24 protein-coding genes, 1 tRNA gene and 1 pseudogene are annotated in these 25,002 nt (G+C 64.1%); 12 read left to right on the top strand and 14 right to left on the bottom strand.

Annotated features, from left to right (window positions below; genetic code table 11):
- On the bottom strand, positions 1–877 hold an 877-nt coding region (locus tag ACT4OC_RS22265; RefSeq protein ID WP_444841193.1), incomplete at its 3' end, for a methionine synthase.
- A 108-nt stretch (positions 878–985) separates the two neighbouring features.
- Here ACT4OC_RS22265 and ACT4OC_RS22260 point away from each other — a divergent pair.
- From ACT4OC_RS22260 to ACT4OC_RS22245, 4 genes are all read left to right on the top strand, one after another.
- The gene (locus ACT4OC_RS22260; RefSeq protein ID WP_444841192.1) at positions 986–1,690 is read left to right on the top strand and encodes a glutathione S-transferase C-terminal domain-containing protein; all 705 of its coding nucleotides are present in this window, start codon (positions 986–988) and stop codon (positions 1,688–1,690) included.
- Between the two features lie 174 nt (positions 1,691–1,864).
- The gene (locus ACT4OC_RS22255; RefSeq protein ID WP_444841191.1) at positions 1,865–2,476 is read left to right on the top strand and encodes a 2-hydroxychromene-2-carboxylate isomerase; all 612 of its coding nucleotides are present in this window, start codon (positions 1,865–1,867) and stop codon (positions 2,474–2,476) included.
- Entirely contained in the window at positions 2,476–3,450 is a 975-nt protein-coding gene (locus tag ACT4OC_RS22250) for an NADPH:quinone oxidoreductase family protein (protein WP_444841190.1), read from the top strand. Before ACT4OC_RS22255 ends, ACT4OC_RS22250 begins: the two co-directional genes overlap by 1 nt.
- Positions 3,451–3,581: 131 nt before the next feature.
- Positions 3,582–5,627: a methyl-accepting chemotaxis protein gene (locus tag ACT4OC_RS22245; RefSeq protein ID WP_444841189.1), complete on the top strand. Its 2,046-nt coding sequence runs from the start codon at positions 3,582–3,584 to the stop codon at positions 5,625–5,627.
- A gap of 122 nt (positions 5,628–5,749) precedes the next feature.
- On the opposite strand, the gene ACT4OC_RS22240 is transcribed toward ACT4OC_RS22245, so the two are convergent.
- The 5 genes and pseudogenes from ACT4OC_RS22240 to ACT4OC_RS22220 form a co-directional block, all read right to left on the bottom strand.
- The gene (locus tag ACT4OC_RS22240; protein WP_444841188.1) at positions 5,750–6,640 is read right to left on the bottom strand and encodes a crotonase/enoyl-CoA hydratase family protein; all 891 of its coding nucleotides are present in this window, start codon (positions 6,638–6,640) and stop codon (positions 5,750–5,752) included.
- Between the two features lie 136 nt (positions 6,641–6,776).
- Positions 6,777–8,195 (bottom strand): amidase, encoded by a 1,419-nt coding sequence (locus ACT4OC_RS22235; protein WP_444841187.1) that lies wholly within the window; start codon positions 8,193–8,195, stop codon positions 6,777–6,779.
- Positions 8,188–9,360 (bottom strand): M20 aminoacylase family protein, encoded by a 1,173-nt coding sequence (locus tag ACT4OC_RS22230; protein WP_444841186.1) that lies wholly within the window; start codon positions 9,358–9,360, stop codon positions 8,188–8,190. The genes ACT4OC_RS22235 and ACT4OC_RS22230 overlap by 8 nt, the downstream gene beginning before the upstream one ends.
- 7 nt (positions 9,361–9,367) lie before the next feature.
- The gene (locus tag ACT4OC_RS22225; RefSeq protein WP_444841185.1) at positions 9,368–10,891 is read right to left on the bottom strand and encodes a M81 family metallopeptidase; all 1,524 of its coding nucleotides are present in this window, start codon (positions 10,889–10,891) and stop codon (positions 9,368–9,370) included.
- 153 nt (positions 10,892–11,044) lie between these two features.
- Positions 11,045–11,207: pseudogene (locus ACT4OC_RS22220) on the bottom strand (IS5/IS1182 family transposase); the annotation flags it as partial.
- Between the two features lie 142 nt (positions 11,208–11,349).
- Between ACT4OC_RS22220 and ACT4OC_RS22215 the strand changes: the two are divergent.
- A complete protein-coding gene (locus tag ACT4OC_RS22215; protein WP_444841184.1) occupies positions 11,350–12,258 on the top strand; it encodes a GNAT family N-acetyltransferase in 909 nt (302 codons plus the stop codon).
- On the opposite strand, the gene ACT4OC_RS22210 is transcribed toward ACT4OC_RS22215, so the two are convergent.
- The 3 genes from ACT4OC_RS22210 to ACT4OC_RS22200 form a co-directional block, all read right to left on the bottom strand.
- Positions 12,210–13,001 carry a lysophospholipid acyltransferase family protein gene (locus ACT4OC_RS22210; RefSeq protein WP_444841183.1) on the bottom strand — a complete coding sequence of 264 codons (792 nt, stop codon included), beginning with the start codon at positions 12,999–13,001 and terminating at the stop codon, positions 12,210–12,212. The two genes, ACT4OC_RS22215 and ACT4OC_RS22210, sit on opposite strands and share 49 nt — an antisense overlap.
- Positions 13,002–13,106: 105 nt before the next feature.
- Complete coding sequence (locus ACT4OC_RS22205; RefSeq protein WP_444841182.1) at positions 13,107–13,793, bottom strand: DNA-3-methyladenine glycosylase I; 687 nt, start codon at positions 13,791–13,793, stop codon at positions 13,107–13,109.
- 3 nt (positions 13,794–13,796) lie between these two features.
- Positions 13,797–14,927, bottom strand: coding sequence for a M20/M25/M40 family metallo-hydrolase (locus tag ACT4OC_RS22200; protein WP_444841181.1), 1,131 nt, complete (start codon positions 14,925–14,927; stop codon positions 13,797–13,799).
- A 337-nt stretch (positions 14,928–15,264) separates the two neighbouring features.
- Between ACT4OC_RS22200 and ACT4OC_RS22195 the strand changes: the two genes are divergently transcribed.
- From ACT4OC_RS22195 to ACT4OC_RS22180, 4 genes are all read left to right on the top strand, one after another.
- Positions 15,265–16,845, top strand: coding sequence for an ABC transporter substrate-binding protein (locus tag ACT4OC_RS22195; protein ID WP_444841180.1), 1,581 nt, complete (start codon positions 15,265–15,267; stop codon positions 16,843–16,845).
- A 66-nt stretch (positions 16,846–16,911) separates the two neighbouring features.
- Positions 16,912–17,853, top strand: a complete 942-nt coding sequence (locus ACT4OC_RS22190) for an ABC transporter permease (RefSeq protein WP_444841194.1) — start codon at positions 16,912–16,914, stop codon at positions 17,851–17,853.
- Positions 17,853–18,776 carry an ABC transporter permease gene (locus ACT4OC_RS22185; RefSeq protein ID WP_444841179.1) on the top strand — a complete coding sequence of 308 codons (924 nt, stop codon included), beginning with the start codon at positions 17,853–17,855 and terminating at the stop codon, positions 18,774–18,776. Before ACT4OC_RS22190 ends, ACT4OC_RS22185 begins: the two co-directional genes overlap by 1 nt.
- Before the next feature lie 2 nt (positions 18,777–18,778).
- Positions 18,779–20,410 carry an ABC transporter ATP-binding protein gene (locus tag ACT4OC_RS22180; RefSeq protein WP_444841178.1) on the top strand — a complete coding sequence of 544 codons (1,632 nt, stop codon included), beginning with the start codon at positions 18,779–18,781 and terminating at the stop codon, positions 20,408–20,410.
- A 123-nt stretch (positions 20,411–20,533) separates the two neighbouring features.
- On the opposite strand, the gene ACT4OC_RS22175 is transcribed toward ACT4OC_RS22180, so the two are convergent.
- Complete coding sequence (locus tag ACT4OC_RS22175) at positions 20,534–20,707, bottom strand: hypothetical protein (RefSeq protein ID WP_444841177.1); 174 nt, start codon at positions 20,705–20,707, stop codon at positions 20,534–20,536.
- 39 nt (positions 20,708–20,746) lie between these two features.
- A complete protein-coding gene (locus tag ACT4OC_RS22170) occupies positions 20,747–21,604 on the bottom strand; it encodes an aspartate dehydrogenase (RefSeq protein ID WP_444841176.1) in 858 nt (285 codons plus the stop codon).
- Positions 21,605–21,711: 107 nt separating this feature from the next.
- Here ACT4OC_RS22170 and ACT4OC_RS22165 point away from each other — a divergent pair, with 107 nt between their 5' ends.
- A complete protein-coding gene (locus tag ACT4OC_RS22165) occupies positions 21,712–22,233 on the top strand; it encodes a DUF1993 domain-containing protein (RefSeq protein ID WP_444841175.1) in 522 nt (173 codons plus the stop codon).
- A gap of 13 nt (positions 22,234–22,246) precedes the next feature.
- Here the strand turns inward: ACT4OC_RS22165 and ACT4OC_RS22160 are convergent, their stop codons facing one another.
- The 3 genes from ACT4OC_RS22160 to ACT4OC_RS22150 form a co-directional block, all read right to left on the bottom strand.
- The gene (locus ACT4OC_RS22160) at positions 22,247–22,534 is read right to left on the bottom strand and encodes a hypothetical protein (RefSeq protein WP_444841174.1); all 288 of its coding nucleotides are present in this window, start codon (positions 22,532–22,534) and stop codon (positions 22,247–22,249) included.
- An 8-nt stretch (positions 22,535–22,542) separates the two neighbouring features.
- Complete coding sequence (locus ACT4OC_RS22155) at positions 22,543–22,743, bottom strand: hypothetical protein (RefSeq protein ID WP_444841173.1); 201 nt, start codon at positions 22,741–22,743, stop codon at positions 22,543–22,545.
- Positions 22,744–22,985: 242 nt separating this feature from the next.
- Positions 22,986–23,074: transfer RNA gene (locus ACT4OC_RS22150), tRNA-Leu, on the bottom strand.
- 158 nt (positions 23,075–23,232) lie between these two features.
- On the opposite strand from ACT4OC_RS22150, the gene ACT4OC_RS22145 reads away from it, so the two are divergent.
- Together ACT4OC_RS22145 and ACT4OC_RS22140 are read left to right on the top strand one after the other, a co-directional pair.
- Positions 23,233–23,658, top strand: coding sequence for a twin-arginine translocation pathway signal (locus tag ACT4OC_RS22145; RefSeq protein WP_444841172.1), 426 nt, complete (start codon positions 23,233–23,235; stop codon positions 23,656–23,658).
- Positions 23,659–23,851: 193 nt separating this feature from the next.
- Positions 23,852–24,352, top strand: coding sequence for a toxin-activating lysine-acyltransferase (locus ACT4OC_RS22140; RefSeq protein ID WP_444841171.1), 501 nt, complete (start codon positions 23,852–23,854; stop codon positions 24,350–24,352).
- The last annotated feature ends 650 nt before the right edge of the window (positions 24,353–25,002 follow it).

Genomic DNA, 25,002 nt, shown 5'->3' with positions numbered 1-25,002 from the left:
TCACCTTGCAGACGTCCTCTGATGTCTCGACCGTGTCGCTGGCGACGTCGATCACGCCGGCCTGGATCTTCTTGCCCTTGAGCAGCGCAAGCAGGTCGAGCGGTACCTTGGAATTGCGGCATTCGATTGCGACCTGCTGGATCGAGCTTTTGGCGATCGCCGGAAAAATCTCTTCATACTGCCGCCACTCGCTGCCCAGCGTTTCCTTCCAATCGACGTTGGCCTTGATGCCGTAGCCGTAGCAGATGTGCACGGCGGTGGCGCATTTCAGCCCCTGTGCCGCGCGCTCCAGCGCCTGGATGCCCCAGACCGGGACTTCGTCCATGAAGACGTTGAAGGCGGGTTCGTCGAACTGGATCATGTCGAGGCCGTCGGCTTCCAGCGCCTTCGCTTCCTCGTTGAGCAGCTCGGCAAAGGCGAACGCCATCTTGACGCGATCGCCGTAGTGGTTGTCCGCGACGGTGTCGGCGATGGTCATCGGACCGGGCAAAGTGAATTTCAGCTGGCGTGTGGTGTGGGCGCGCGCGGCGCGCGCTTCGTCCGCGTGCACGCGGCCCTTCAGCTTCAGGGGCGCTACCACCTGCGGCACCATCGCCTTGTAGCGGTCCTTCCGGATTCCCATCTCGACCCTGTGGGCGAAGTCGATGCCGTCGACCTTCTCGAGGAAGCCGTGCACGAAATGTTGCCGCGCCTGTTCGCCCTCGGTGAGGATGTCGATGCCGGCATCCTCCTGCAGCTTCACCGCCAGCAGCGTGGCGTCGCGCTTGGCCCGGACCAGCTCCTCGCCCTTTGCCTTCCACGGCGCCCACAGCATGTTCGGCTCGGCCAGCCATTCCGGCTTCGGCAGGGAGCCGGCGATCGTGGTTGGAAACAGCATGGGAGCCTCCCGGAGCGCAGCGTCTGGTTATGATTGAGCGTCTCCATGCCATGTCTTATGGTCGAGGTACAGAACAACGAAAGTCCCACCGGGGCCATTAGGGGAGCCATGATCGACCTGCATTACGCGCCGACGCCGAACGGCTGGAAAATCTCGATCATGCTGGAGGAACTCGGGCTCCCCTATAAGGTCATCCCGGTCAATATCCGCGCCGGCGAGCAGTTCAGCCCGGAGTTTCTCGCAATCAGCCCCAACAACCGCATTCCCGCGATTGTCGACCATGCGCCTGCCGACGGCGGCGGGCCGTTCCCGGTGTTCGAGACCGGCGCGATCCTGATCTATCTCGCCGACAAGACCGGGCGCTTCCTGCCCACGGAATTGCGGGCACGCTCCAACGTAATCCAGTGGGTGATGTGGCAGATGAGTGGGCTGGGGCCCATGCTCGGCCAGCACGGCCATTTCGCGCTCTATGCGGCGGAGAAGATTCCCTACGCCATCGAACGCTACCGCGACGAGGCGGCGCGGCTCTACGGCGTGCTCGACCGCCAGCTCGGCAAGACCGGCGCGTTCGTGGCTGGCGATGAATTTTCCATCGCCGACATCGCCTGCTTCCCCTGGACCATAACCCACAAGGCGCAAGGTTTCTCGCTCGACGACTATCGCAACGTGAAGCGGTGGTATGCGGTGGTGCGCGCCCGGCCGAAGCTGCAGGCGGGACTTTCGATCGGAAAGTTCGTCAAGGAGCCGTTCAACGAGGAGACGCGGAAGGTGATGTTCGGACAGATGGCGAAGGAAGTGCTGGGGAGGAAATGACGTCCTTCACCTCTCCCCGCCTGCGGGAAGAGGTCGGATCGCATCGGAAGATGCGATCCGGGTGAGGGGGTACAGGTCTATCGATAGGTCACGTCTCGTTGAGAGAGCCCCTCACCCCAACCCTCTCCCCGCAAGAGCGGGGCGAGGGAGCAGAAACAAACAAAGGAAACACCCATGATCGAATTCTTCTTCGACTGCTCCAGCCCCTGGACCTATCTCGCCTGGCACAACATCCAGCCGATGGCAAAGGAGCTTGGCGCCGAGATCAGCTGGCGGCCAATCCTGGTCGGCGGCATCTTCAACACCGTCAATCCCAGCGTCTATGCGCAACGCGAAACGCCGGTGCCGCTGAAGGCGCGCTACATGCAGAAGGATCTCGGCGACTGGGCGCGCTCGGCGGGGCTTGCCATCAAGATGCCGCCGACGGTGTTTCCGGTAAACAGCGTCAAAGCGATGCGCGGCTGCATTTGGCTCGGCAACAAGGACATGGTGCCGTTCGCCCGCGCGGTATTCGAGGCCTACTGGGGCGGCGACAAGGACATCTCGCAGGACGCAGTGCTATCAGACATCTGCAAGAGCGTGGGCATCGATCCGCAAAAGTTCCTTGCTGGTATCGGCGACCAGGCGATCAAGGATCAGCTCAAGGCCAACACGGACGAAGTAATGGCGCGCGGCGGCTTCGGCTCGCCGACCATCTTCATCGACAGGACCGACATGTATTTCGGCAATGACCGCCTGCCGCTTATCCGCGAGGCCTTGCTGCGCCGGAAGGCGAGCGCCGCCTGATGCCGAAGATCGTGGTTTGCCGCGAGCTCGGCCCGCCCGAGGCCTTGCTGCTGGAAGAAATCCCGTCCGCGCCGCTGACGCCTGGCGAAGTGCGAGTCGCCATCCGCGCCGCCGGCATCAATTTCCCAGACGTGCTGATGGTGGCGGGGGAGTACCAGCTCAAGCCGCCGCTGCCGTTCACGCCGGGCGTCGAAGCTGCAGGCGATGTCGTGGAGGTGAGCGCTGCCGCAACGGGCGTTGCCGTCGGTGACAAGGTCATCGTCAGGATGCGCCATGGCGCCTATTGCAGCGAGGCGGTGGTGACGCCTTCGCAACTGGTGCCGATGCCCTCGACCTTCGATTATGCGGAGGCCGCGACATTTCTCGCCGGCCACGGCACCGCCTATCACGCGCTGGTCGATCGCGGGCAGATCAAGCCCGGCGAGGTGCTGCTGGTGCACGGCGCCGGCGGCGGGGTGGGGCTTGCCGCGGTCGAGATGGGCAAGATGCTGGGCGCGACGGTGATTGCGACCGCGTCGAGCGACGAGAAGCTCGAGGTCGCCAAATCGCGCGGCGCCGATCACCTCGTGCGCTACGACCGCGAGCCGTTTCGCGACGCGGTCAAGCGCATCACCGACGGAAGCGGCGCCGACGTGGTGTTCGATCCCGTCGGCGGCACGGTGTTCGAGGACTCGATGCGCTGCATCAACTGGGGTGCAAGGCTGCTGGTGATCGGTTTCACCGGCGGCATTGGCCTTGCGAAAACCAATCACCTGCTGATCAAGGGCGCCAGCGTGCTCGGCGTGCGCGCCGGCGAGGCGGTGCGGAGAGATCCTGCGCTCGGCGCAAAGCGGCTGAAGGATCTGCTCGCATGGGCGGAAGCGGGAAAACTGCGGCCGAACGTTTCGCATCGGCTGCCGCTCGAGGATTATGCCAAGGCGATGCGGCTATTGATCGAGCGCAAGGCGATCGGGCGCGTGGCGCTGGTGATGTGACGCCGTTGTGACGCAGTCGCATTTTGCTCGCCTAGTTTTGAGTCAGGGCGTGCCCAAAATTTCACCGCCACCGCGGAATCAAATATTTACAAAATATAACTATCACTTGGTCCAACAAGAAAAGGTGGACCATGCTGAAAAACACAAGAATACTTCATCGTATTGCATTATCGTCATTGTTTCCCCTCGTCACTCTCGCCGTTCTGGCAGGGCACGAAATCTCGATCAAATGGGCGGTGCGCTCGGAAATGGCGCGCATGCAGCCGGTCGCCGAAGGCGTCGGCAAGCTCAGCAGGTTCGTTCACGAGGTGCAGCGGGAGCGCGGCATGTCTTCGGCGTTCCTGGCCAGCAAGGGCACACAACTGCGCGCAGAATTGCTGGAGCAGCGAAAGCGCACGGACGCCGAGCGTGCCATTGCGATGCCGGTCTTGAATGAGCTGCGCCAGGCCGGCGATGGCGTGCTTGCGCTCGGGACGCAGGCCAGTGACGAGGTCCTCGCCCGGCTCGACCGGCGACGCGGCGAGATCGACGGGCAGACCATCGCCCAGCCGGATGCGGTCCGCTACTATACCGAGCTCATCGAGCGCCTGCTTTCCGTGGTCACCGGCATTTCCAAGCTGAGCGTCGATGACGAGATCTCGAAATCCATCTCCGCCTACGCCAACTTGATCGAAGGCAAGGAGCGCGCTGGGCTCGAACGGGCGACGATAGCCGGCGGCATCGCAGCCGGCCGGCTGGAGCCGCAGGCCTATGTGCGCGCCGTCGGTCTTGCGGCGGCGCAGGAGAGCTTCTTTGCGTCCTTCCGCGCCGTGGCGCTGCCAAAGGCGAGGGAGTCGTTTGCAGCGTCAATGTCCGAGCCGGCCATCGACAAGTTCAACGCGATGCGCAAGCTTGTCGAGCAGGGTGGGCTTGCTGGCGACTTCAAGTCGCTCGACAGCAAGGCCTGGTTCGATGCCGCCACGGTTCGGATCGACTTGCTGAAGAAGATCGAGGACGGATTGGCCGCTGAGCTTTCCAGCCTGATGCTCGGCAAGAAGACCGATGCCACCGCAAGGCTTGCCATTGTCGGTGGCCTGATGCTGCTGGCACTGCTTGCGAGCCTCATCGCTGTGTTCGTGCTGGCGCGCACCATCACCTCGCCGATTGCCTCGCTGGCGGCGACCATGACGCGCCTTGCCAGAGCCGAGCTCGATGCCGAGGTCGAGGCGACCGATCGTGGCGACGAGATTGGAGTGATGGCGCGATCGGTCCAGTTCTTCAAGGAAAACCTGTTACGGAACCGGGAGCTGACCGCCAGGGAAGCCGAGGCCAACGAGCGGCGGGCCGCCCGCGCAGCGCGCATCGGCGAACTCGTCGATCAGTTCAATGGTGACATCGCAGCCGTGATCGACTCCGTCATATCGGCCTCGTCGCAACTGGAGTCTACCGCGGCGTCGATGAGCAAGACTGCGAACGGTACCAGCCGCGATGTGGCGAGTGTTGCGGAATCGACCGGGATAGTCTCGAGCAACATGCAATCGGTTGCTGCGGCGACCGAGCAACTTTCGGGCTCAGTGCGCGAGATCGGGCGTCAGGTGACGCAATCTTCGCAAATCGCGCAGAAGGCGGTCGCCGAGAGCCGGCGGACCAACGAAACCGTGCAGGGCCTCTCGGCCGCAGCGGAGAAGATCGGCGACGTCGTGAAATTGATCAGCGAGATCGCGAGCCAGACCAACCTGCTGGCGCTGAATGCGACCATCGAGGCGGCCCGCGCTGGCGACGCCGGCCGCGGATTTGCGGTGGTCGCAGCCGAAGTCAAGGGCCTGGCGGAACAGACGGCGAAAGCGACCGACGACATTCGTGGGCAGATCGATGCCATCCAGGTCACGTCGGGCGATGCGGTGGACGCGATCCAGGGCATCGCGGCCACGATCGGTCGAATCAATGAGATCGCCGCATCGATCGCGAGCGCGGTGGAGGAGCAGGGCGCCGCCACCCAGGAAATCGCCCGCAACGTTCAGCATGCCGCCAGCGGCACCGGAGAGATATCCTCCAGTATCCGCGCCGTGACGAGCGCAGCGACCGAGACGGGCGCTGCCGCAAGCCAGGTTCTCGGCGCGTCCGAAGAGCTTTCGCGTCAGTCCGCGAACATGCGGGAGTTCGCAGAAGCCTTCATCGACCGGATCAAGGCGGCGTGAGGCCCGAGCGGCGGTGAAACGATGAAGCAGGGTGGGCAAAGGCGCAAAGCGCCGTGCCCGCCTTCAAGCGTTTTGCTCGTAGGGTGGGCACGCTTCCGCTTTGCCCACCCTACGGCATTTCGCTATCTATAATCCCGCTCGTCCCACCACGGGAAATAATCGGGCATGTCGCTCGACACCTTGTTCTTGAACTGCGCCGGGCGCTTCTCCAGGAACGAGACCACGCCTTCCTTGACGTCGTCGGAACGACCGCGGGCGTAAATGCCGCGGCTGTCGACCTTGTGCGCCTCCATCGGATCGTCGGCGCCGAGCATGCGCCACATCATCTGGCGAATTAGGGCGACCGACACCGGCGCGGTCTTTGCCGCGATCTCTTTCGCTAGCGCACGCGCGGTCGGCAACAGCTGGTCGGGCAGCACCACCTTGCTGACGAGGCGGCCGGCGAGCGCCTCCTGTGCCGGGAAGACGCGACCGGTGTAGCACCACTCCAGCGCCTGGGCGATGCCGACGATGCGCGGCAGGAACCAGCTCGATGCCGCCTCCGGCACGATGCCGCGCTGGGAGAATACGAAGCCGAAGCGCGCATCTTCGCTTGCGATGCGGATGTCCATCGCGAGCTGCATGGTGACGCCGATGCCGACGGCCGGGCCATTCACCGCGGCGATCACGGGCTTGAGGGATTTGAAGATGCGCAGCGTCACCTGGCCGCCGCCGTCGCGCACCTGCGGATCGCTGTAGTCGACCTTGCCGTCGGCGAGCCGCTTGACCGGCCCGCGCCGCGCGTCGCGATCGAAGGTGTCGGCGCCGGAGGCGAGGTCGGCGCCGGCGCAAAAGGCGCGTCCTTCGCCGGTCACGATGATGGCGCGGATGTCGTCGTCCTTGTCGGCCGCATCGAAGGCGTCGATCAGCTCCTGCTGCATCTGGCCGGTGAAGGCGTTGAGCTTTTCCGGCCGGTTCAGGGTGATGGTGAGGATCTGCTCTGACACTTCGTACTTTATCGTCTCGTACGCCATGGGTGTTTCCTGCTGCACATGTTTATCGCGTCATTGCCGGGCCTGACCCGGCAATCCATCCCCTTCTTATGAAGAAGATGGATGCGCGGGTCGAGCCCGCGCATGACGACTTGTGATGACGACTTGTGCCTAGACGCTACTTCTTCGGCGGCGAGGGCCACGGTTTTTGCGCACCGCGCAGGCCTTCGAACGCCTTTGCCATGCCGAGCACGCCGATGTCGTCGAAGCGGCGGCCGACGATCTGTAGGCCGATCGGGAAGCCGTGCTTGTCGTAGCCGGCGTTGACGGAGACGGCCGGGTTCTCCGACATGTTCCACGGCAGGGTGTAGCCGATGTGCTCGAACGGCTTGTCTGGATCGTTGAGCGGCGCGGCAAACTCCGCCGGGAAATTCACCACCGGCGAGACCGGCGAGATCACGTAATCGAACTCGCAGAACAGTTTCGCCGCCGCGCTGCGGATCGCCATGGTCTGGTTGAAGCCGTTGATGACCTCGACGCCGGAGAGTTTTGCACCGCGCTCGGCCCATTGCAGGATGTAGGGCAGCGCCTTGGCGCGTTCCTTCTCGGGCAGTTTCGACAGATCGCCCCACATCCGGGCGCGGAAGAAACCGTCGATGCCGTCGAGCATCTCGCGGGTCAGGATGCCGCCGATCTCGGTGACGACGGCCCCCGCCGCCTCGAAGGCCTTGGCGGCGTTGATCGCGACGTCGCGAACCGGCTTCTCCAGCGCCTGGCCTGCGGCATCGAGCATCAGGCCGAGCCGCAGCTTGCGCGGCGACTTGTCCAGCGCCTTCCAGTTGATGTCATGGGCGGGCAGGCTCATGCCGTCGCGGCGGTCGGGTTTTGACAAGACGCTCATCATCAGCGCGGCGTCGTCGACCGTGCGCGTCATCGGGCCCGCGACGCGGCCGACGTAAGGAGGATCGATCGGCACGCGGCCGAGGCTCGGCTTCAGCGCGACGAGGCCGCACCAGGTCGCGGGCAGGCGGACCGAGCCGCCGATATCGGTGCCGAGATGCAGCGGGCCATAGCCGGCGGCAGCGGCGGCACCCGCGCCGGCGGAGGAGCCGCCGGGATTCTTGCTGAGGTCCCAGGGATTGCGGGTGAGGGGATGGAAGCTCGAAAGCCCCGACGACAGCATGCCGTAGTCGGGCATGGTGGTCTTGGCGAAGATCACCGCGCCCGCTTCGCGTAAGCGAGCTGCGGGCGGCGCGTCGCGTTCGGCCGCCACCAGCGGCACGCTGGCCGCGCCCAGCGGGATCGGCTGGCCCTTGGTGGCGATGTTGTCCTTGATCGTGACCGGCACGCCATCGAGCACGCCCGCGGGCTCGCCGTTGTTCCAGCGGTCGGTTGAGGCCTTCGCCACTTTGCGTGCGCCGTCGGGATCGAACAAATAGAGCGCCTTGATGTGCGGCTCCCAGCGCCCGACATGCGCAATCACGTCCGCCAGCACTTCGGAGGGCGTGAACTGCTTGGTCTTGTAGCCCGCGATCAGGTCGTGGGCGGAAAGGTCGTGGAGCGAGGTGACGGTTTCTTCTTGTTTGGCCTTATGCATGGGCACCTGCCGGGAGACGGGTTTCGATGATGCGGGCGAACATGCTGGCGCCAATGGGGAGGATCTTGTCGTCCAGCACGTAACCGGGATTGTGCACCGGGACCGAGCCGTCGTGGCCGACCCAGAAATAGGCGCCGGGAATCTTTTGCATCATGTCGGCAAAGTCCTCGCTGCCCATCTTCGGCTGCGAGCGGGTGATGACCTTTGCCGGATCGACCACGGTGCGCGCGACTTCCTCCACCACCCTGGACTGCTCTTCCTGATTGATCAGCACGCTGAATATGTCGCGGATGTCGACGTCGATCTCGACCTCGAAGGCGGCGGCCATGCCGGCGCAGATCGCGCGCATGCGCTCGCGGATCAGGCTGCGGACTTCATCCGAGAAAGCGCGCACCGTGCCGCACAGCCTGGCTTCGCCGGGGATGACGTTGTAGGCGGAGCCGGCGTGAATCTGGGTGATGGAGAGCACCGCCGACTGCAGCGGATCGACGTTCCGGCTGACGATCGTCTGCAGCGCCTTGCCGACGGTCATCGCGATGACGACGGCGTCCTTCGAACGTTCCGGCATCGCGCCGTGAGCGCCATAGCCGTTGATGACGATGTCGAAGAAGTCGGCGCCGGCCATGGCGGGGCCGGGCAGGATGGCGATCTCGCCATGGTTCAGGTCCGGCGCGTTGTGCAGGCCATAGAGCTCGTCGCAGGGAAACTTCTCGAACAGCCCGTCCTTGATCATGGCGCGGGCGCCGCCGAGGCCCTCTTCGGCCGGCTGGAAGATGAAGTGCACGGTGCCGTCGAAATTGCGGGTCTCGGCGAGATAGCGCGCGGTGCCCAGCAGCATGGTGGTGTGGCCATCATGGCCGCAGCCATGGAAGCGGCCGGGAATGGTCGAGCGCCAGCGCAAATTGGTGTTCTCTTCCATCGGCAGCGCGTCCATGTCGGCGCGCAGGCCAATGCGCTTTCCGCCATTGCCCTTGCCCTTGAGCACGCCGACCACACCGGTGCCGCCGAGCCCGCGATGCACCTCGATGCCCCAGCCCTTCAGCTTCTCCGCGACGATGCCCGACGTGCGCACCTCCTCGAACCCGATCTCGGGATGCGCGTGCAGGTCCCGGCGTATGGCTGTGAGTTCGTCGGCATAGCCTTCGATGCGTTCGATGGTGGGCATAATCTTTCTATCCGGTTGAGCGTGATTTGGTTGCAGGAATAAAGGGAGCGCCGTTCGGCTTGACGCGGATGCCGGGCTTGAGCCGCGTCCAGGGCAGGTCGGCGGTGTTGGCCGGCATCGCGCCGGGCGCGGCGCAGATCAGCAGCCTTTCGGCGATCGGCTCGAAATCGGCGCGGAAGTGCACCGAGCTCTTGTTGACGAGAATCTTCTGTTCGGTCGGCTCGATGCCGACAAAGCGGTACATGGCCTGATCCGCGAGCTGTGTCTTGTTGGAGGCGACCACTGCGCGGACATCGCCGATGCGCAGGGATGCGGACGGTCCCATCTCCATCACGCGTCCGCCAAAATACGGGCCGGGCGCGATGAAGTTTCCGTCCGAGAGCTTTTCGACGACGAACGTCTCTTTATATGGCGCATCGCCCGGGATGCCGGACCTGCCGCCGAGCGCCAGCGTGACGGTCGCGCCTTCGCCTGCGGCATGGGCGGCCCTTGCCGCCTCTGGATCGTAGATCACGCCGGTGGCGGCGGCTTCCGCCTTGTGGCGCACCAAGGCGCGCAGCATGCCGGTCGTATCGGAATCGCCGCCGGCGCCGGGATTGTCCTGGGTGTCGGCGATGACGATGGGCTTTGTCGCGGTTTTCGCCAGTTCCATGGCGTGAAGGACGCCCTCGTCGGGAGACCAGATCTTGCCGTCGAAATCGTTCTCAAGGCTTTCGATCAGCGCCGCGATCGCATCGGCTGCCGCGTCGGCCGCGGCCTGGGTTCGGCCATAGGCGAACACGCTCGGCGCGCAGTGGGGGAAATCGGCCGCGGGAAAGCCCGGCGCAAAGGACAGCGTCGGCACGGCCGGGCTCTCCACTGCGGCCAGCTTCTCATAGATGCCCCTGGTGGGCTGGTCGTTGGTGCATTGCCAGCTGATCGGAATCAGGAACGGCAATTGGCGGAAGGCCTTCGCGAAGCGCTGCCTCGTCTCCAGCATCAGCTTGAGATGGCGTGCGCAGGCCCGCCCGGTCTCGGCCATGTCGACGTGGGGATAGGTACGGTAAGCGATCAGCGCGTCCGCATGCTCCACCATCTCGGGTGTGACATTGGCGTGCAGGTCGAGGCTGACGACCAGCGGCAGGTCCTTGCCGATCACCTTGCGCACGCGAGAAAGGATTTCGCCTTCGCCATCGTCGAGATGTTCCGTCACCATCGCGCCATGCAGGTCGAGATAGACCGCGTCGATCTCTCCCGCCGCGGCGATGCCGTCGACCATGACCTTCGCGATCCGCTCGAACGCATCCTCGGTGACATGGGCGCACGGCGTGGCGGCCGTGAAAATCGTCGGCACCAGCTCCCAGCGCTCGGCTTCGGCCGCGTCGATGAAACCTGCAAGGCCGACATTGATGCGGCGCAGCGTCTTCATTACGCTGGCGCCGATCTCCATGCGCGGCCAGCCGCCGCCATGCACAAATGCATCATAGGTCGCTTTCGTCGGCGCAAACGTGTTGGTTTCGTGCAGGAAGCCGCCAATGGCGATGCGGGTCATTATTGTCTCGTACTGTCGTCCTGGCGGGCGACGTTAGCCTCGTCGCTGTGACCGGCGCAAGCCGTGAAGCACTTCCGGATTTGCATGCCGCATGGGCGTCCGGGCGGCTTCACCGTCCTCATGAACGAGGGTCATATGAGACTAATCCAGAATTCACTCCTTGACGTTTGCCAGCTTTGCGGTGCGGCGGGCCAGTAGTCTGATAGAGGCAACGAGGAGCCATGCCTCGGCGGAAGCGACGGACGCCTCCCCAATCCTTGGCAAGACGTCGGCAGCGGTTGAGCCATGCGAGGGTACGTTCGACGACCCTCCGGCTGGCAACGATGACGAAGCCGGTGCGCCATCCGGACGTCTGCGGCGCTTCCTCGTGCCGTTCAGCGTGAGCGCTGCGTCACAAAAGGTTCGCCGCGTTTTGATTTTTTAGCCACGACACAGACCATCCGAATCGGAGGCCAGAGATGTGGGGCATTGCTCCATCGGTCGGCAAGAAGATCATTCGCGTTGCGTTTCCGCCGCGTGACGTGAGAAACTCCGATACCGCGTCGCGCAAGCTCGTTGGCTCGCTTGGCCGGATCGGCTCCCTCGAAGTGCGCTTGGCGTCCTGTCGCAAGGATGTGCGCAAGGCGCAGCGGCTACGTTTCAAGGTCTTCTTCGAAGAGGGCGGCGCGGCGCCGCACCCCAAGGCCGCCTTGACGCGTCGCGACGTCGACAAGTTCGACAAGTTCTGCGATCATCTGATCGTCATCGATCACAAATGGCGAACGCGACACGGCAGGATCAAGCCGAAAGTCGTGGGGGCCTATCGCCTGTTGCGGAGCGACGTGGCGAACGCGAAGCGAGGTTTCTATTCGGCGGCAGAATACGATCTCGTCCCGCTGCTGGCGCGGCATCCCGACAAGAGGATCCTCGAACTCGGCCGCTCCTGCGTGCTCAAGCCCTATCGCGGCAAGCGGACGATCGAACTGCTGTGGCGCGGCATCCTGGCCTACATCGGCGCGCACCGGATTGACGTTCTGATCGGCTGCGCCAGTTTCGAAGGCGCAAACCCGCTGGCGCATTCGACAGCCCTCAGCTTTCTCGCGCATTGCGCGCGCGCAGAGGGCGACTGGCAGGTTCGTGCGCACGTCGGTCGACATGTTCCCATGGAGATGCTCGGCAAGGACGCTGTCGATGCTCGCAAGGCGCTCGCGCAGCTTCCTCCTTTGATCAAAGGCTATCTGCGCGTCGGCGCTCGGTTCGGCGATGGCGCCGTCGTCGACCGGAGGTTCAACACGACCGACGTGTTCGTGGTGATGCCGGTCGCCGAGATGGACGAGCGCTATATCGAATTCTTCGGCGGCGCCTCGTCCGAGAGGCGCGTCGCCTGAACCAGGGCGCGCACTGACGTCTCGGCCGCCGCAGCGAGCGCCTTTCGATCGCGACCTGCGGTTTCCACGGGCGGGCCGAACGCAATGTGGCAGACTACGTCGTCGCGCTTCATCAGACTCCAGAGATGGGGGACAAACGTCATGTCGCCGTACCAGCCGATGTCTGCGGGCTTGGCCTGATCTGTTTCCGTATAGGCGATGCCAACGGGCGCAAGGATGAAAGGCGGGGGAACCTCCGACGATTGCAGATCGCACAGCATCGCGAAATGCGCGGCGTTGAACTTCAGAATCGAAGCGCCATCGCTCGACGTGCCTTCCGCAAAGACGACGACATCGCGTCCGGCGCGCAGGACCTCCGAAAGAGCGGCGTTGACCTGCGGGATGCCTCGGCGGTTTCCGCGGTCGACGAAGACCGTTCCCTGCAAGCGCGCAAGAAATCCGAGAACGGGCCAGCTCGCCACCTCCTTTTTGGCCAGGAACACGAGCGGATAGAGGCTCGCCAGCGCGAGGATATCGGTCCACGACACGTGGTTGGCGACGACGAAGCGTGGACTGGCTCCCGTCAGTTGCCGGTGCGATCGCACTCTGATGCCGATGATTGCGAGCATCATCCGGCAGAATCCCGTCTGAACACGATGCTGCAGCGTCCAATCATAGCGGCGGGCAAACCACTGGAAGGGAACCGCGAATAAATAGGTCACGGCGAGCGCCGCCAGGAATCCGATTGCTCTGAGATATGGCATCGGGAGTTCATTCTACTGCGCCTGCGACAGTCTTATGACTTGCATCGTGCGATTTCCGGCGAGCCTTGCTCGAAAAATCGGAGAGCGTGGCGGTGGCCTGTTTCCTTAAGGCTGCCTGTTCTCGCCGACGGAAAGGGCACAGATGCGCGAAAGATGGGCGTAGGGCAGTTTGGTCTCCGCGGCCCATGCGTTGAAAGCCGCCTGCACCTTGGCGAGGTCGCCCTTCGACTTCACTTCCTCGGCAATGTCGATGCCGGCCTCGCGCAGGCACGCCACGACGTCCCTGGACGTGACAAATCCGTCCCAGCCGACGAAGCGCAGGAACATCTGCCCGGTGTTGCCGCCGAGCCGGCTGCCGCGCTTGTTCAGGAGATCGAGCAGGCCGATTTCATCCGAAGCGGGCCACGCCGCGAGGAATTTGCCGAAACTGCCGAATTCCCCGGCAATTGCCTGCACAAATTGTGCATTGTCGCGCACCGACATGATCTTGGCGCCGTTGCGGACGATGCGCTTGTCGTCCAGCAGCGCGTGCCAGAATTCATCGGGCTGGAAGGCGAGCTTGGCGGGCTTGAAGCCGAGAAAGGCTTTTTCGAAGTCGGGCCACTTCTGCTCGATCACGCTCCAGGCAAAACCTGCCGAAAAAACCCGCTTCGTCATCTCGGCGAGGAAGCGGTCATCGGGCAGTTTCGCCAGCGCCTTTATATCCGGCTTGGCGGGCAGCAGCTTTTCCAGCGCCTTCGGCCCGCCCTTGCGTTTCTCGGCGCGAGCGCGAATGGTCTTGAACGCGATCATTTTCTATTCCAGCGTCGCAAGCAGGCCCGCCATCAGGCGGCCGCGCTCGGCGAGGCTGTCGACGATGATGTGCTCGTTGAGCGTATGCGCGTCCGCGCCGCGCACGCCGAGCCCGTCGAGCGTCGGAATGCCCATCGCGCCGGTGAAGTTGCCGTCAGACCCGCCGCCGGCACTGCCGTGCGGCAGTTCCTGGCCGAGAGTCCTGGCGATGCCCTTGGCTTTTTCATAGAGCGCCATGGTGCCGGCATCCGGCTCCCACACCGGACGGGTGACGCCGCGCGTCACCTTGAAGGTGACGTCGTTGCTGGTGCCCGACAGCGCCAGCATCCTTTCGACGCCCTTGTCGAGATCGGCCTGGCGCTTGGCCATGCTGAGCGCCTCGCCGGTGCAGGTGGTGGCGACGCAGTTGACCCATTGTCCGCCGTGCACGATGCCGACCGAGAAGGTGCAGTCCGGGCTCGTCATCCCGTCGATCGCTATGATCTGCCGCGCCATCTCGCGGATCGCCGACCGGCCGGAGGAGAGGGTGGCACCAGCATGGCTCGGCCGGCCCGTCGCTTCCAGATTGAAGCGCGCGATCGCATAGCGGCCGGTGACCACGCCGTTGTTGTCGCGGCCGGGTTCCGGCACCAGCACATATTTGTTGCGCGCGGCCTCCGCCTCGATGATGTCGCGGGTGGAGGGGGTGCCGACCTCCTCATCCGGCGTGAACAGCACGGTGATCGGCAGCGGCGTGGTGAAGGAAGCGCGCGCGAGCTGGCGGATCGCCTCGAGGGTGAGGTAGTTGCCGCCCTTCATGTCGAAGATGCCGGGGCCGAAGCATTTGTCGCCTTCGCGCCGCCACTGCAGCTTCTCGATGGTGCCGACGGGGTGCACGGTGTCGAGATGGCCGGCAATCAGGATGCCGGGCTCGCCTTGCCGCGGATGGGGGAAACGCGCCCGCACGCAGCCGGCAAACCCCTGGCGCCCGGCGATGCGCTCGATGGTCGCACCCATGATCGCCATCTCCCGCGCTGCAAGATCGAGCATGCGCTCGACCGCGGCGGCGTCCCAGGTCGGGCTCTCGCATTCCACCCAGCTGCGCAATCCCTGCAGCATGACTTCGGAATCGAAGGGCAGATTGGCTGGATTCATGGGAGGGACTCTCGGTTCTTGATGAGTGTTCTTGGCGAGGTCCGCATACGAGAGGGAACAGCGGCATATTTGTAAAGCGAAAAGGCGCCCGCCGGAAAACCGGGTCGGCATGCGCGTAGCGCGGTGCTCACCTTCCGGTGCACAGTTGTCCCCGGTCGAATTCTGGCACGCTTCTGGCTTGGGTATTTTTGCCGCGGGCGCCGTCGATCGTCGGATGCCGGCGGCGGGGACGCCGGGCTTGGCCGGTCCGGGGTCCTGTGCCAATCTCGCCCGATCGACGGTCCGGATGGGTCTTGCCGGGCCGAGGGAGGGAGATCGATCCCGTGGAGGTAAAAAAATGAACGTGTTCAAAAATGCAATTCTAGCTGCCGCATGTACGGCCGGCATTGCGGTTGCCGCAACCCCCGCGGTTGCCCAGACGACATTGCGCGCGGTGATGCACTCGGATCTGAAGATCCTCGATCCGATCTGGACGACAGCCTACATCGTCCGCAACCACGGCTACATGATCTACGACACGCTTCTCGCCCAGGACGAGAAGGGCGATGTCAAGCCGCAGATGGTCGAGAAGTACGAAACCGCGCCCGACAAGAAGAGCTTTACCTTCACGCTGCGCGAGGGCCTGTTGTGGCACGACGGAAAGCCGGTGACGTCGGAAGACTGCATCGCCTCCATCAAGCGCTGGGCGGCCAAGGACTCGCTCGGCCAGAAGATGATGACCTTCGTCGCCTCGATCGATGCAGTCGATGCCAAGACATACACCATCAAGCTCAAGGAACCGACCGGTCTCGTGTTGCTCGGGTTGTCGAAGCCGTCGTCCAACGTGCCGTTCATGATGCCCAAGCGCGTCGCCGACACCGATCCCAACAAGCAGATCGAGGATTTCACCGGCTCCGGTCCGTTCGTCTTCGTCAAGGATGAGTGGAAGCCCGGCGACAAGACGGTCTATGTCAAGTTCGACAAATACAAGCCGCGCTCCGAGCCTGCTTCGGGTCTCGCGGGCGGCAAGATCGCCAAGGTGGACCGCGTCGAGTGGCGCGCCATTTCCGACGCGCAGCAGGCGATCAACGCACTCCAGAAGGGCGAGATCGATTTCATCGAGGCGCCCAGCCACGACCTGCTTCCCACCCTGAAGAAAGACCCGAACGTCACCGTTTTCGTCTCGCCGCTGGCGAAGAACCAGTACGTCTTCCGGCCCAACACGCTGCATAAGCCGTTCGACAATCCGAAAATCCGCCATGCGCTGTGGTACGCCTTCAACCAGGAAGACTTCCTGATGGCGACCATCGGCGACGAGAACTACATCAGGCCGTGCAAGGCGCTGTTCATCTGCGATACGGCGCTGGCCACCACCAAGGGAATGGACGGCCTTCTCACTTCCAACGCCAAGAAGGCGCAGGAGCTGCTGAAGGAGGCGGGCTATGACGGTACGCCCGTGGTGCTGATGCACTCCACCGACCTCAAGGTTCTGACCAATCTGGCGCCGGTGGCGAAATCGCTGATGGAGAAGGCGGGCTTCAAGGTCGATATGCAGTCGATGGACTGGCAGACTCTGGTCGCCCGTCGCGCCAAGAAGGACCCGCCCAACGCCGGCGGCTGGAACGCCTTCATGACGTCCTGGATCGCCGCCGACGTGATGAACCCGATCTCGACCGCCTATGTGAACGCCGGATGCGACAAGGCATCGTTCGGCTGGCCCTGCGACGAGAAGCTCGAGAAGCTGCGCGCCGACTTTGCCAGCGAGACCGACCCTGCCAAGCAGAAAGCGATCGCGGAAGCGGTGCAGCTGCGCGTCATCGAGTACACGCCGGAGATTCCGGTCGGCGAGTGGGTGTCGCCGAATGCGATGCGCAAGAACGTCAAGGGTTACCTGATCTCGCCGGTGCCGGTGCTCTGGAACGTCGAAATCACCAAGTAACGCAACGACGGCGGGCGGCGGTTCGCCGCCGCCCGTTCGTTTTTTGAGGATCGCGCGTCCATGTCGATGTATGGTTATCTCTTCCGGCGATTGCTCGGCACGATCCCCGTGATGGTGGTGGTTGCGGTCTTCATTTTCCTGATGCTGCGCCTCACCCCTTCAGATCCCGCGGCGATCATTGCCGGCGACAACGCCACCACCGAACAGGTGATGCAGATCCGCGGTCAGCTCGGCCTCGACCGCCCGATGGTCGAGCAGTTCTTCATCTGGTCGGCCAAGGTGCTGAGCGGCGATTTCGGCGAGAGCTTCTTCTTCAAGAAGACGGTCGCCCAGCTGATCGGCGAGCGCATCGAGCCGACGCTGTCGCTCGCCTTCTTCACGATCATGATCGCGGTGCTGGTCGCGGTTCCGCTCGGCGTGCTGGCCGCGCACCGGCACGGCTCCTGGATCGACCGCATCGTGATGGGCTTTTCGGTGCTTGGATTTTCCGTGCCGGTGTTCGTGATCGGCTATCTCCTGATCTACCTGTTCGCGATCTATCTGAACTGGCTGCCGGTGCAGGGCTATCAGCGGATCGGGGAGGGCGTCGGCGGCTGGGTGCAGCGGCTGATCCTCCCGTCCGTGACGCTGTCGGTGATCTATATCGCGCTGATCGCGCGCATGACCCGCACCAGCGTGCTGGAGGTGTTGTCGGAGGATTATATCCGAACCGCGCGGGCCAAGGGGCAGATCGAACGCAAGGTGCTGTTCCGCCATGCGCTGCGCAATGCAGCGGTGCCGATCGTCACCGTGATTGGCCTCGGCATCGCGCTGCTGATCGGCGGGGTCGTCGTCACCGAAAGCGTGTTCACGATTCCCGGCCTCGGCCGGCTGACCGTCGATGCCGTGCTGGCGCGCGACTATCCGACCATCCAGGCCGTGATCCTGCTGTTCTCCTTCGTCTACGTCATGATCAACCTCGCGGTCGACATGCTCTACACCATCCTCGACCCAAGGATCCGCTACTGATGGCCGATGTGATTCTCGATACCCCCATCGCGCCGGCGCCGGCCAAACCGAGCGCGGTGTTCCGCGGCCTGCTGCACAATCCGGCCGTCCTGTTCGGCGGAACGGTCATCGCGATCGTGTTGCTGATGGCGCTGCTGGCGCCGTGGCTCGGCACCATCGATCCCACCGGAATCAATCCGATCGCGCGCAACAAGGTGCCCGGCGCGGAGTTCTTTTTCCGCACCGATACCGGCGAACGCATCAAGATGGTCGCTTGGTTCGGCACGGATGGCCTCGGCCGCGACGTCTATAGCCGCGTGGTCTATGGCGCGCGCGTCTCGCTGCTGGTCGGCGTTGCGGTGGCGCTGATCAGCATTGTCTGTGGCCTGTTCATTGGTCTGCTCGCGGGCTTCTTCCGGCTGCTCGACGCCATCATCATGCGCATCATGGACGGGCTGATGGCGATCCCGGCCATTCTGCTGGCGATCGCCATGGTGTCGCTGTTCCGCTCCAGCGTGTGGACCGTGATCATCGCCATCACGGTGCCGGAGGTGCCGCGCGTGGTCCGGCTGGTGCGCTCCATCGTGCTCAGCGTGCGCGAGGAACCCTATGTCGAGGCGGCGGTGACGCTCGGCACCTCGACGCCGAAACTGCTCTGGCGGCACGTGCTGCCCAACACGATTGCGCCCATGATCGTGCAGGGCACTTTCATCTGCGCCTCCGCCATCCTCATCGAGGCCATCCTGTCCTTCCTCGGCATCGGCGTGCCGCCGGAGGTGCCGACCTGGGGCAACATCATGGCCGAGGGCAGGCAGGTGTTCAGCCTGTTCCCGCACAACATCATCTATCCCGGAGTATTCCTGGCGATGACCATTCTCGCCGTCAACATCATCGGTGACGGATTGCGCGACACGCTCGATCCCAAGATGGCGAAGCGGGTGTGATCATGGCAAACCGCGTTCTCGAAGTCGCCAATCTTTCCGTCGCCATCAAGGGCGGTGGCGACCGGCCGCACGCCGTGCGGGGTATCAATCTGACCGTCGACGCCAACGAGATCGTTTGCGTCGTCGGCGAATCCGGCTCCGGCAAATCCGTCACCGCGCAGGCGGTGATGGGCCTTCTGCCGAAGAACGCGATGACCGTGGAGAGCGGCTCGATCAGGCTCGAGGGCGAGGAGCTCACCACCAAGTCCGACGCCGGCCTGCGCGCGACCCGCGGCAAGCGAATGGCCATGGTGTTCCAGGAGCCGATGACGGCGCTCAATCCGGTGGAGCGGGTCGGCGACCAGATCGGCGAGGTGCTGGAGGTTCACACCGACCTCGACCCGAAGGAGCGGCGCAAGCGCGTGCTCGACATCATGCGCGCGGTGCATCTGCCCGATCCCGAGCAGATGATCGACGCCTATCCGCATCAGCTCTCCGGCGGCCAGCGCCAGCGCATCATGATCGCGGCAGCCCTGGTGCTCGATCCGGCGCTCCTGATCGCGGACGAGCCGACCACCGCGCTCGACGTCACCACGCAGGCGCAGATCCTCAAGCTGGTGCGGGAGATGCAAGCGCGCAAGAAGACCGGCGTGCTGTTCATCACTCACGACTTCGGCGTCGTCTCGGAAATCGCCGACCGCGTGGTGGTGATGCAGCTCGGCCGCATCGTGGAGCAGGGCGCCGCCGAGGAAGTGCTGCGCAACCCGCGCGAGGCCTATACCCGGATGCTGCTCGCTTCCGTGCCGAGCATGACGCCGCCCAAGCGCGTGCCGGTGACCGGGCCGGTGGTGCTGCAGACCGAGAAACTGTTCAAGACGTTCGGCAAGCGCTCGTGGCTCAATCCGAAGGCGCGCATCGTCAAGGCGGTCAACGACGTCTCGCTGGAGGTGCGGCGCGGCGAGACGCTCGGCATCGTCGGCGAGTCCGGCTCCGGCAAGTCGACGGTGGCGCGCTGCGTCGCCCGGCTGGTGGATCCGACCAGCGGCGCGGTGCGGATCGACAATTCCGACATCGCCGCGATGAAGGAAGCCCAGTTCCGTCCGATGCGGCGGCGGGTGCAGTTCGTGTTCCAGGATCCCTACCGCTCGCTCAATCCGCGCCGCACCGTGGGGGAAGCCATCATCGAGGGGCCGATGAATTTCGGCCTGTCGCGCCAGGAGGCGATGCAACGGGCGCGCGACCTGATGGCTATCGTGCATCTGTCGCCGGAGGCGGTCGACCGCTATCCGCACCAGTTCTCGGGCGGGCAGCGCCAGCGCATCTGCATTGCCCGTGCGCTCGCCATGGAGCCGGAGCTCCTGATCGGCGACGAGCCGGTGTCGGCGCTCGACGTCTCGGTGCAGGCGCAGGTACTGAAGCTGCTCGACGAGGTGCGGCGCAGGTTCAATCTCGCGGTGCTCTTCATCACCCATGACCTGCGGGTCGCGGCGCAAGTCTGCGACCGCATCGCGGTGATGCAGCGCGGCGTCATCGTCGAGCAGGGCACGACCTCGGACGTGTTCGCGGCGCCAAAGCATGAATACACCAGGGCGCTGTTCGACGCGGCGCCAGGCCGGCATCGGGAATTTCTCGCGGGCGCCGCCGCGCCGGCATGATCGGCGAGCGTGTCTCGTGCGAACGGCGCCGCGAGGGCGCCGTTCCGGTCTAGCCTCGATTCTTGATTTGACGCGTTTTCTTTACGCGAACCGGTATCCACTTCGCTTGAAAACGCTCTAACGTCAGCAATGGCTGTCGCGAACCAGCTCCGGCCCGTCATTCAGGAAGGGCGGCAATCCCGGCTCCGAAACAGGTTCATCGCCACGGGAATCGCGCGGCGGTTGGCGCTCGTCCTTCTTGGGGCGTCGAGGTGATGGCTTCTTGCCCGTCATGTCGTCATGCTCCATCCGCTGCATGACAACATTTTCAGGCCGGCAACGTTCCCGCGCCCGCAGTCAGGAACCCACGCGCAAGGGCGCGCCGAGCTTGCGCAAATAGGAGATCACCGACAGCGCCGTGATGCGTCCGGTGCGCGGATTTTCCGACGGCACGTTTTCGATCTGCATCGAGAAACTCGCCGAGTCCGCTTCGACCTCGATGCGGTGCACATTCCGTTCGAGCGAGGGATCGACCCAGATCTCGAGCGTCGTCTTGTCGGGCCCGATGCCGGCAAGCGACAGCGCCACCGCGACATTGAGGTTGGCGGGAAAGCCGATCGCCGCCTCCCGCGGCGTGCCCTGAAAGATGCGCAAGGGCGCGGTAATGCCCTCGATGCGGATATTGTGCTCGGCTAGATGGGGCGCACCGGCCAGTCCCCGCACCGGCTTGCGCGTCACCATGCGCACCGAGCGGATGGTGCCTTCCGCTGCCGCGGCAACCGCGTCGAGGCCGAGCAGGGCGCCGGTCGGCACGACGATCTGGCCGCCATGTTTCCGGGCGAGTTCGATCAGGTGCTCGTTGACGAGGATGGCGCCGACGCTGAGCACCAGCGCGGTCTTGCCGGCGCGCAGGAACGGCTCGGCAATCGCAGGCAGCAAATTCGCCGGCGCGCATTCGATGACGAGATCGGCCAACGGCTCGAGCTCTTCGATCGCAACGACCGGCGGCGGATGCGCGAGGTGGCCGAGGCGCGCGGCGGCCCTGCCGCGGTCACTGGCGGAAGCCGCCGCCAGCGCGCAGCCTGGAATGCCGCGATCCAGCGCCTCGGCGATCTTCAGGCCGATGGCGCCGAGGCCCGCGATCGCGACCTTGATCGGCGCGCCCTTGCGATGCGGAGCGATGCCCTCGTTCGGGCCAGGTGCGAACTGTTTCATGTCAAAGATTTGATCTCGCTTCTGTTTCGGATAGCATCGGACCTGACCGCATCATAACCGAAAAACAGCCCGCGCTCAGCTGCGGGCGTATCCTGGGGAGGATTCACATGGCCATCTCGCTGTACGATTTGAGTGTGCCGACCTACTTGCAGACGCTCGGAGCCGTGTCGGGCTTTCTCGAGAAGGGCCTCGCCCATTGCAAGGAATGCAACGCAGAGCCCGGCGAGGTGGTCGAGCACCGGCTATTCCCTGACATGGCGCCGTTCAGCTTCCAGATCAGGAGCGTGGCGCATCATTCCGCCGGCGCGATGGAGGCGCTGAAGAGCGGGGTGTTCAACCCGCCCGGCAAGGCCGACCCGCTCGACTATGCCGGCCTGCAGGCGCTGCTGACCGAGGCGAGGGGCAAGCTGGAAGCCTTGAAGCCGGATGAGGTCAACGCGCTCGAAGGCAAGGACGTCTTCTTCCAGTTCGGCGAGACGAAAATCCCGTTCGTCGCCGAAACCTTCGTGCTTTCGTTCTCGCTGCCGAATTTTCATTTCCACGCCACCACCGCCTACGACATCCTGCGCTCCCGCGGCGTGCCGATCGGGAAGAGGGATTATATGGGGCGGATGCGGATCAAGCGGTGAGGGGAACGCTCTTTCATTTTGTGCTTCCTGCTTCTATATTTTTCATATGATCAGGTTGCTCGAAAAGGCGCTGGAAGCGGTTCGCCGCTTGCCTCCGGATAGCCAGGACGACATCGCGCTCGCCATGCTGAGCGATGCGGGCGATCCGGAGGAAATCGATCCCGCGCATCTTCCGGCTGTGCTGGAGGGACTTGCTCAGGCCAGGCGCCGCCATTTCGCGAGCAACGCCGAGATCGAAGCCGCATTCCGCCGCTTCGAGCGATGAAGCTGCGCTGTATTCATCGGCAACCGCGTCATACATGCGAAAAGTCAGGTCTTCCTGTAGGCGCGGATAATCGCCTTGCGGCGTTCCGCCGGACTTTCGGCCTCGCTCTTTGAGATGGCAGCGCGACCCTTCATACCCGGCCCGAATTCAATCCCCTCGACCGCGCTGATTTTCCTGAATCGGGCGCTACCGACGACAAAGCCGGAACCCTTCCGCTTCTTGGACGTGCTCTTCTGTGAAGCCATGATTCGAGAGTACCACGATTTGCTTCCGCAGTCCGTCTTCGCTTCTCGCCGGCCCCCGGCGTGGCTGCTCCACGCGTAGCCCGTCAGGGCTGCGGCTTGCCGAGCCGTAGCTCGCGGCAACACGTCCGCCTTCGCCCTGTCGTAGTCCGTCTTCACCTTCGCTCCGCTCAAGCTACGTCGGACACGCTTTGCCCTTACGGTCCCGCGTGGCTGCGCCACGCGTAGCCCGTCAGGGCGAAGCGTGGTGCGGGCGGCCGGACTCGAACCGGCACAGCGATTGCTCACCGAGGGATTTTAAGTCCCTTGCGTCTACCAGTTCCGCCACGCCCGCATTTCTTTAAGAATCAAATACTTAGAGCAGAAGCCAAGTCAATCCGACCTGATGGTGCCCATATTCTTTAGAGAAATGAGATCGTAGAAGCAAAGCCTCAATCCCGACACCCACGGCTGCTTTAGGCATTCTCAACGTCCTCGATCTACCAAGGTCAGATGCTCCTTTCACTACCCGCTCGCCTGCCAATTTCGCGTGCCCGCGCCGCCGCGGTGCTGGCGCTTGCGCTGGCGCTGCCGGGCTGCTCCAGTATGAGCGACGACATGAGTCTGGCCTTTGCCGATCCCGCCAAATACGAGCTGTACGACTGCAAGCAGCTCGAGGCCGAGCGCAAGCGGCTTGCGGCGCGCTCGGCGGAACTACAGGGACTGATGGCGAAAGCGGAGACCGGCGCGGGCGGGGCCATCGTCGCGGAGGTCGCCTATCGCAACGATTATATCTCGACGCGCGGACAGGCTAAGCTCGCCGAGCAGGCCTGGCAGAAGAACCGCTGCCGCGAGACGATGCCGGGCGAGGCGATGCCGGTGGCGCCGCCTGCCGCGCCGGCTGCGCCGCCCTCGCGCGCCGGGCGTTCGGTTTATTAGGCCTGGTTCGTCACGGTCGGCACAAAGGCCAGCAACCGGAAGTTGCGGTGATGGCATACCTTCGACGGCTCTCCGGGTCGAGGGCTTTGTACCCGGCCCGGCTTGCCTGGTACCCCACCGGCTGTCTAGGTTCTGGGCTCGGGTAAGGCTACCGGCCTTCCAGTTCAGGAGGCCGCCGCCGGGAGGAAAGCGAATGAACGCGCCCGTGACCGGGTACGCCGCGCAGCCGCAGTTCGGCGAGGCCGCGCTGAAGGCGGCGCTGGCGGAATTCGGCCGCGCGCCGAACGCGCCGGGCTCGGGCGAGGCCGCCCATGCCGGCGCCGCCGCGTCGGCGCAGGGCCATCCCGAGGCGGCGCCGAAGACGGTGTCGCAGGTGCTTGGCGAGATCACCTGGCTGATGACGCAAAGCCCGCGCCACAAGCAGATTCCCCTCGGCGATCTCGAATGGCTGGTGATGCCGGCGATCCTGCTGCGCCAATTCCGCCTGTTCTACAAGGGCGAGCAGCCGGTCGGCGTGGCCCTATGGGCGATGGCCGACGACCTCGTCGCCAGACGCATCGACGGCGGCGAGAAGCGGCTGACCGCGGTGGAATGGAAGAGCGGCCCCAACATGCGCATCGTCGAGCTGGTCGCGCCGTTCGGCGCGGAGGCGGAGATGCGGGAGCAGGTGGCGGCAGCGAAGCCGATTTTGTGACGGGTGAGGATGGAAGGCGGCAACAGCTCTTTGCAAAGCGAGCGCGAAACGTGGTCAGGCGTAGACTATGAATTCCAGCAATCCATTTGAGGGTACCCTCGGATGACGCGGGGCCCTTGGTTTATGTTGCTATCTTTGGCGATCGCGGCAGTGATCATTCACGGGTCTCTTTGGATACGAAACATTCGGCCATCAAGAAGGGTCGGGTTGTGGGAGCGCATGACTTGGGAGTTCGCGCCCAAGGACGAGCAAACTAGAGAATACCTCAAGCAACGGTTTCTGACGGCCATTGTTGTCCTTCCCGCGACTGTACTCGTGCTGTACGTGCTTACCGAGATTTGGGGCGATAGATTTTCTAACTAGCGGTGTCAGATGGCAGACGAATCATTCGGTCTTTTTCGAGGAACGATCACGGGCCAGCTTAATGCCGGAGCCTTTGGGTTCTCGGTTGTAGTCAACACCGCCATCAATGGCTGGGGACAAAACAGTACCGCGGTCGGCTTCCAGTACCCAACCGCTCTGTTATTACGGTGACAGTGCACTTAATTGACTTTTCGCCGGTACGCCGCCGATGCTGGCGGGCATGGCCCGTCTTGCGCATTCCTCGATGGGCTCGAGCGCAAGACGCGACGCGTTCTCAAGCCGGCCAG

It is taken from the genome of Bradyrhizobium sp. (assembly GCF_052389815.1).
Lineage (GTDB): Bacteria > Pseudomonadota > Alphaproteobacteria > Rhizobiales > Xanthobacteraceae > Bradyrhizobium.
The sequence above is the reverse complement of the archived record's forward strand: the minus strand, read 5'-3'. Positions and strand labels throughout refer to the sequence as shown.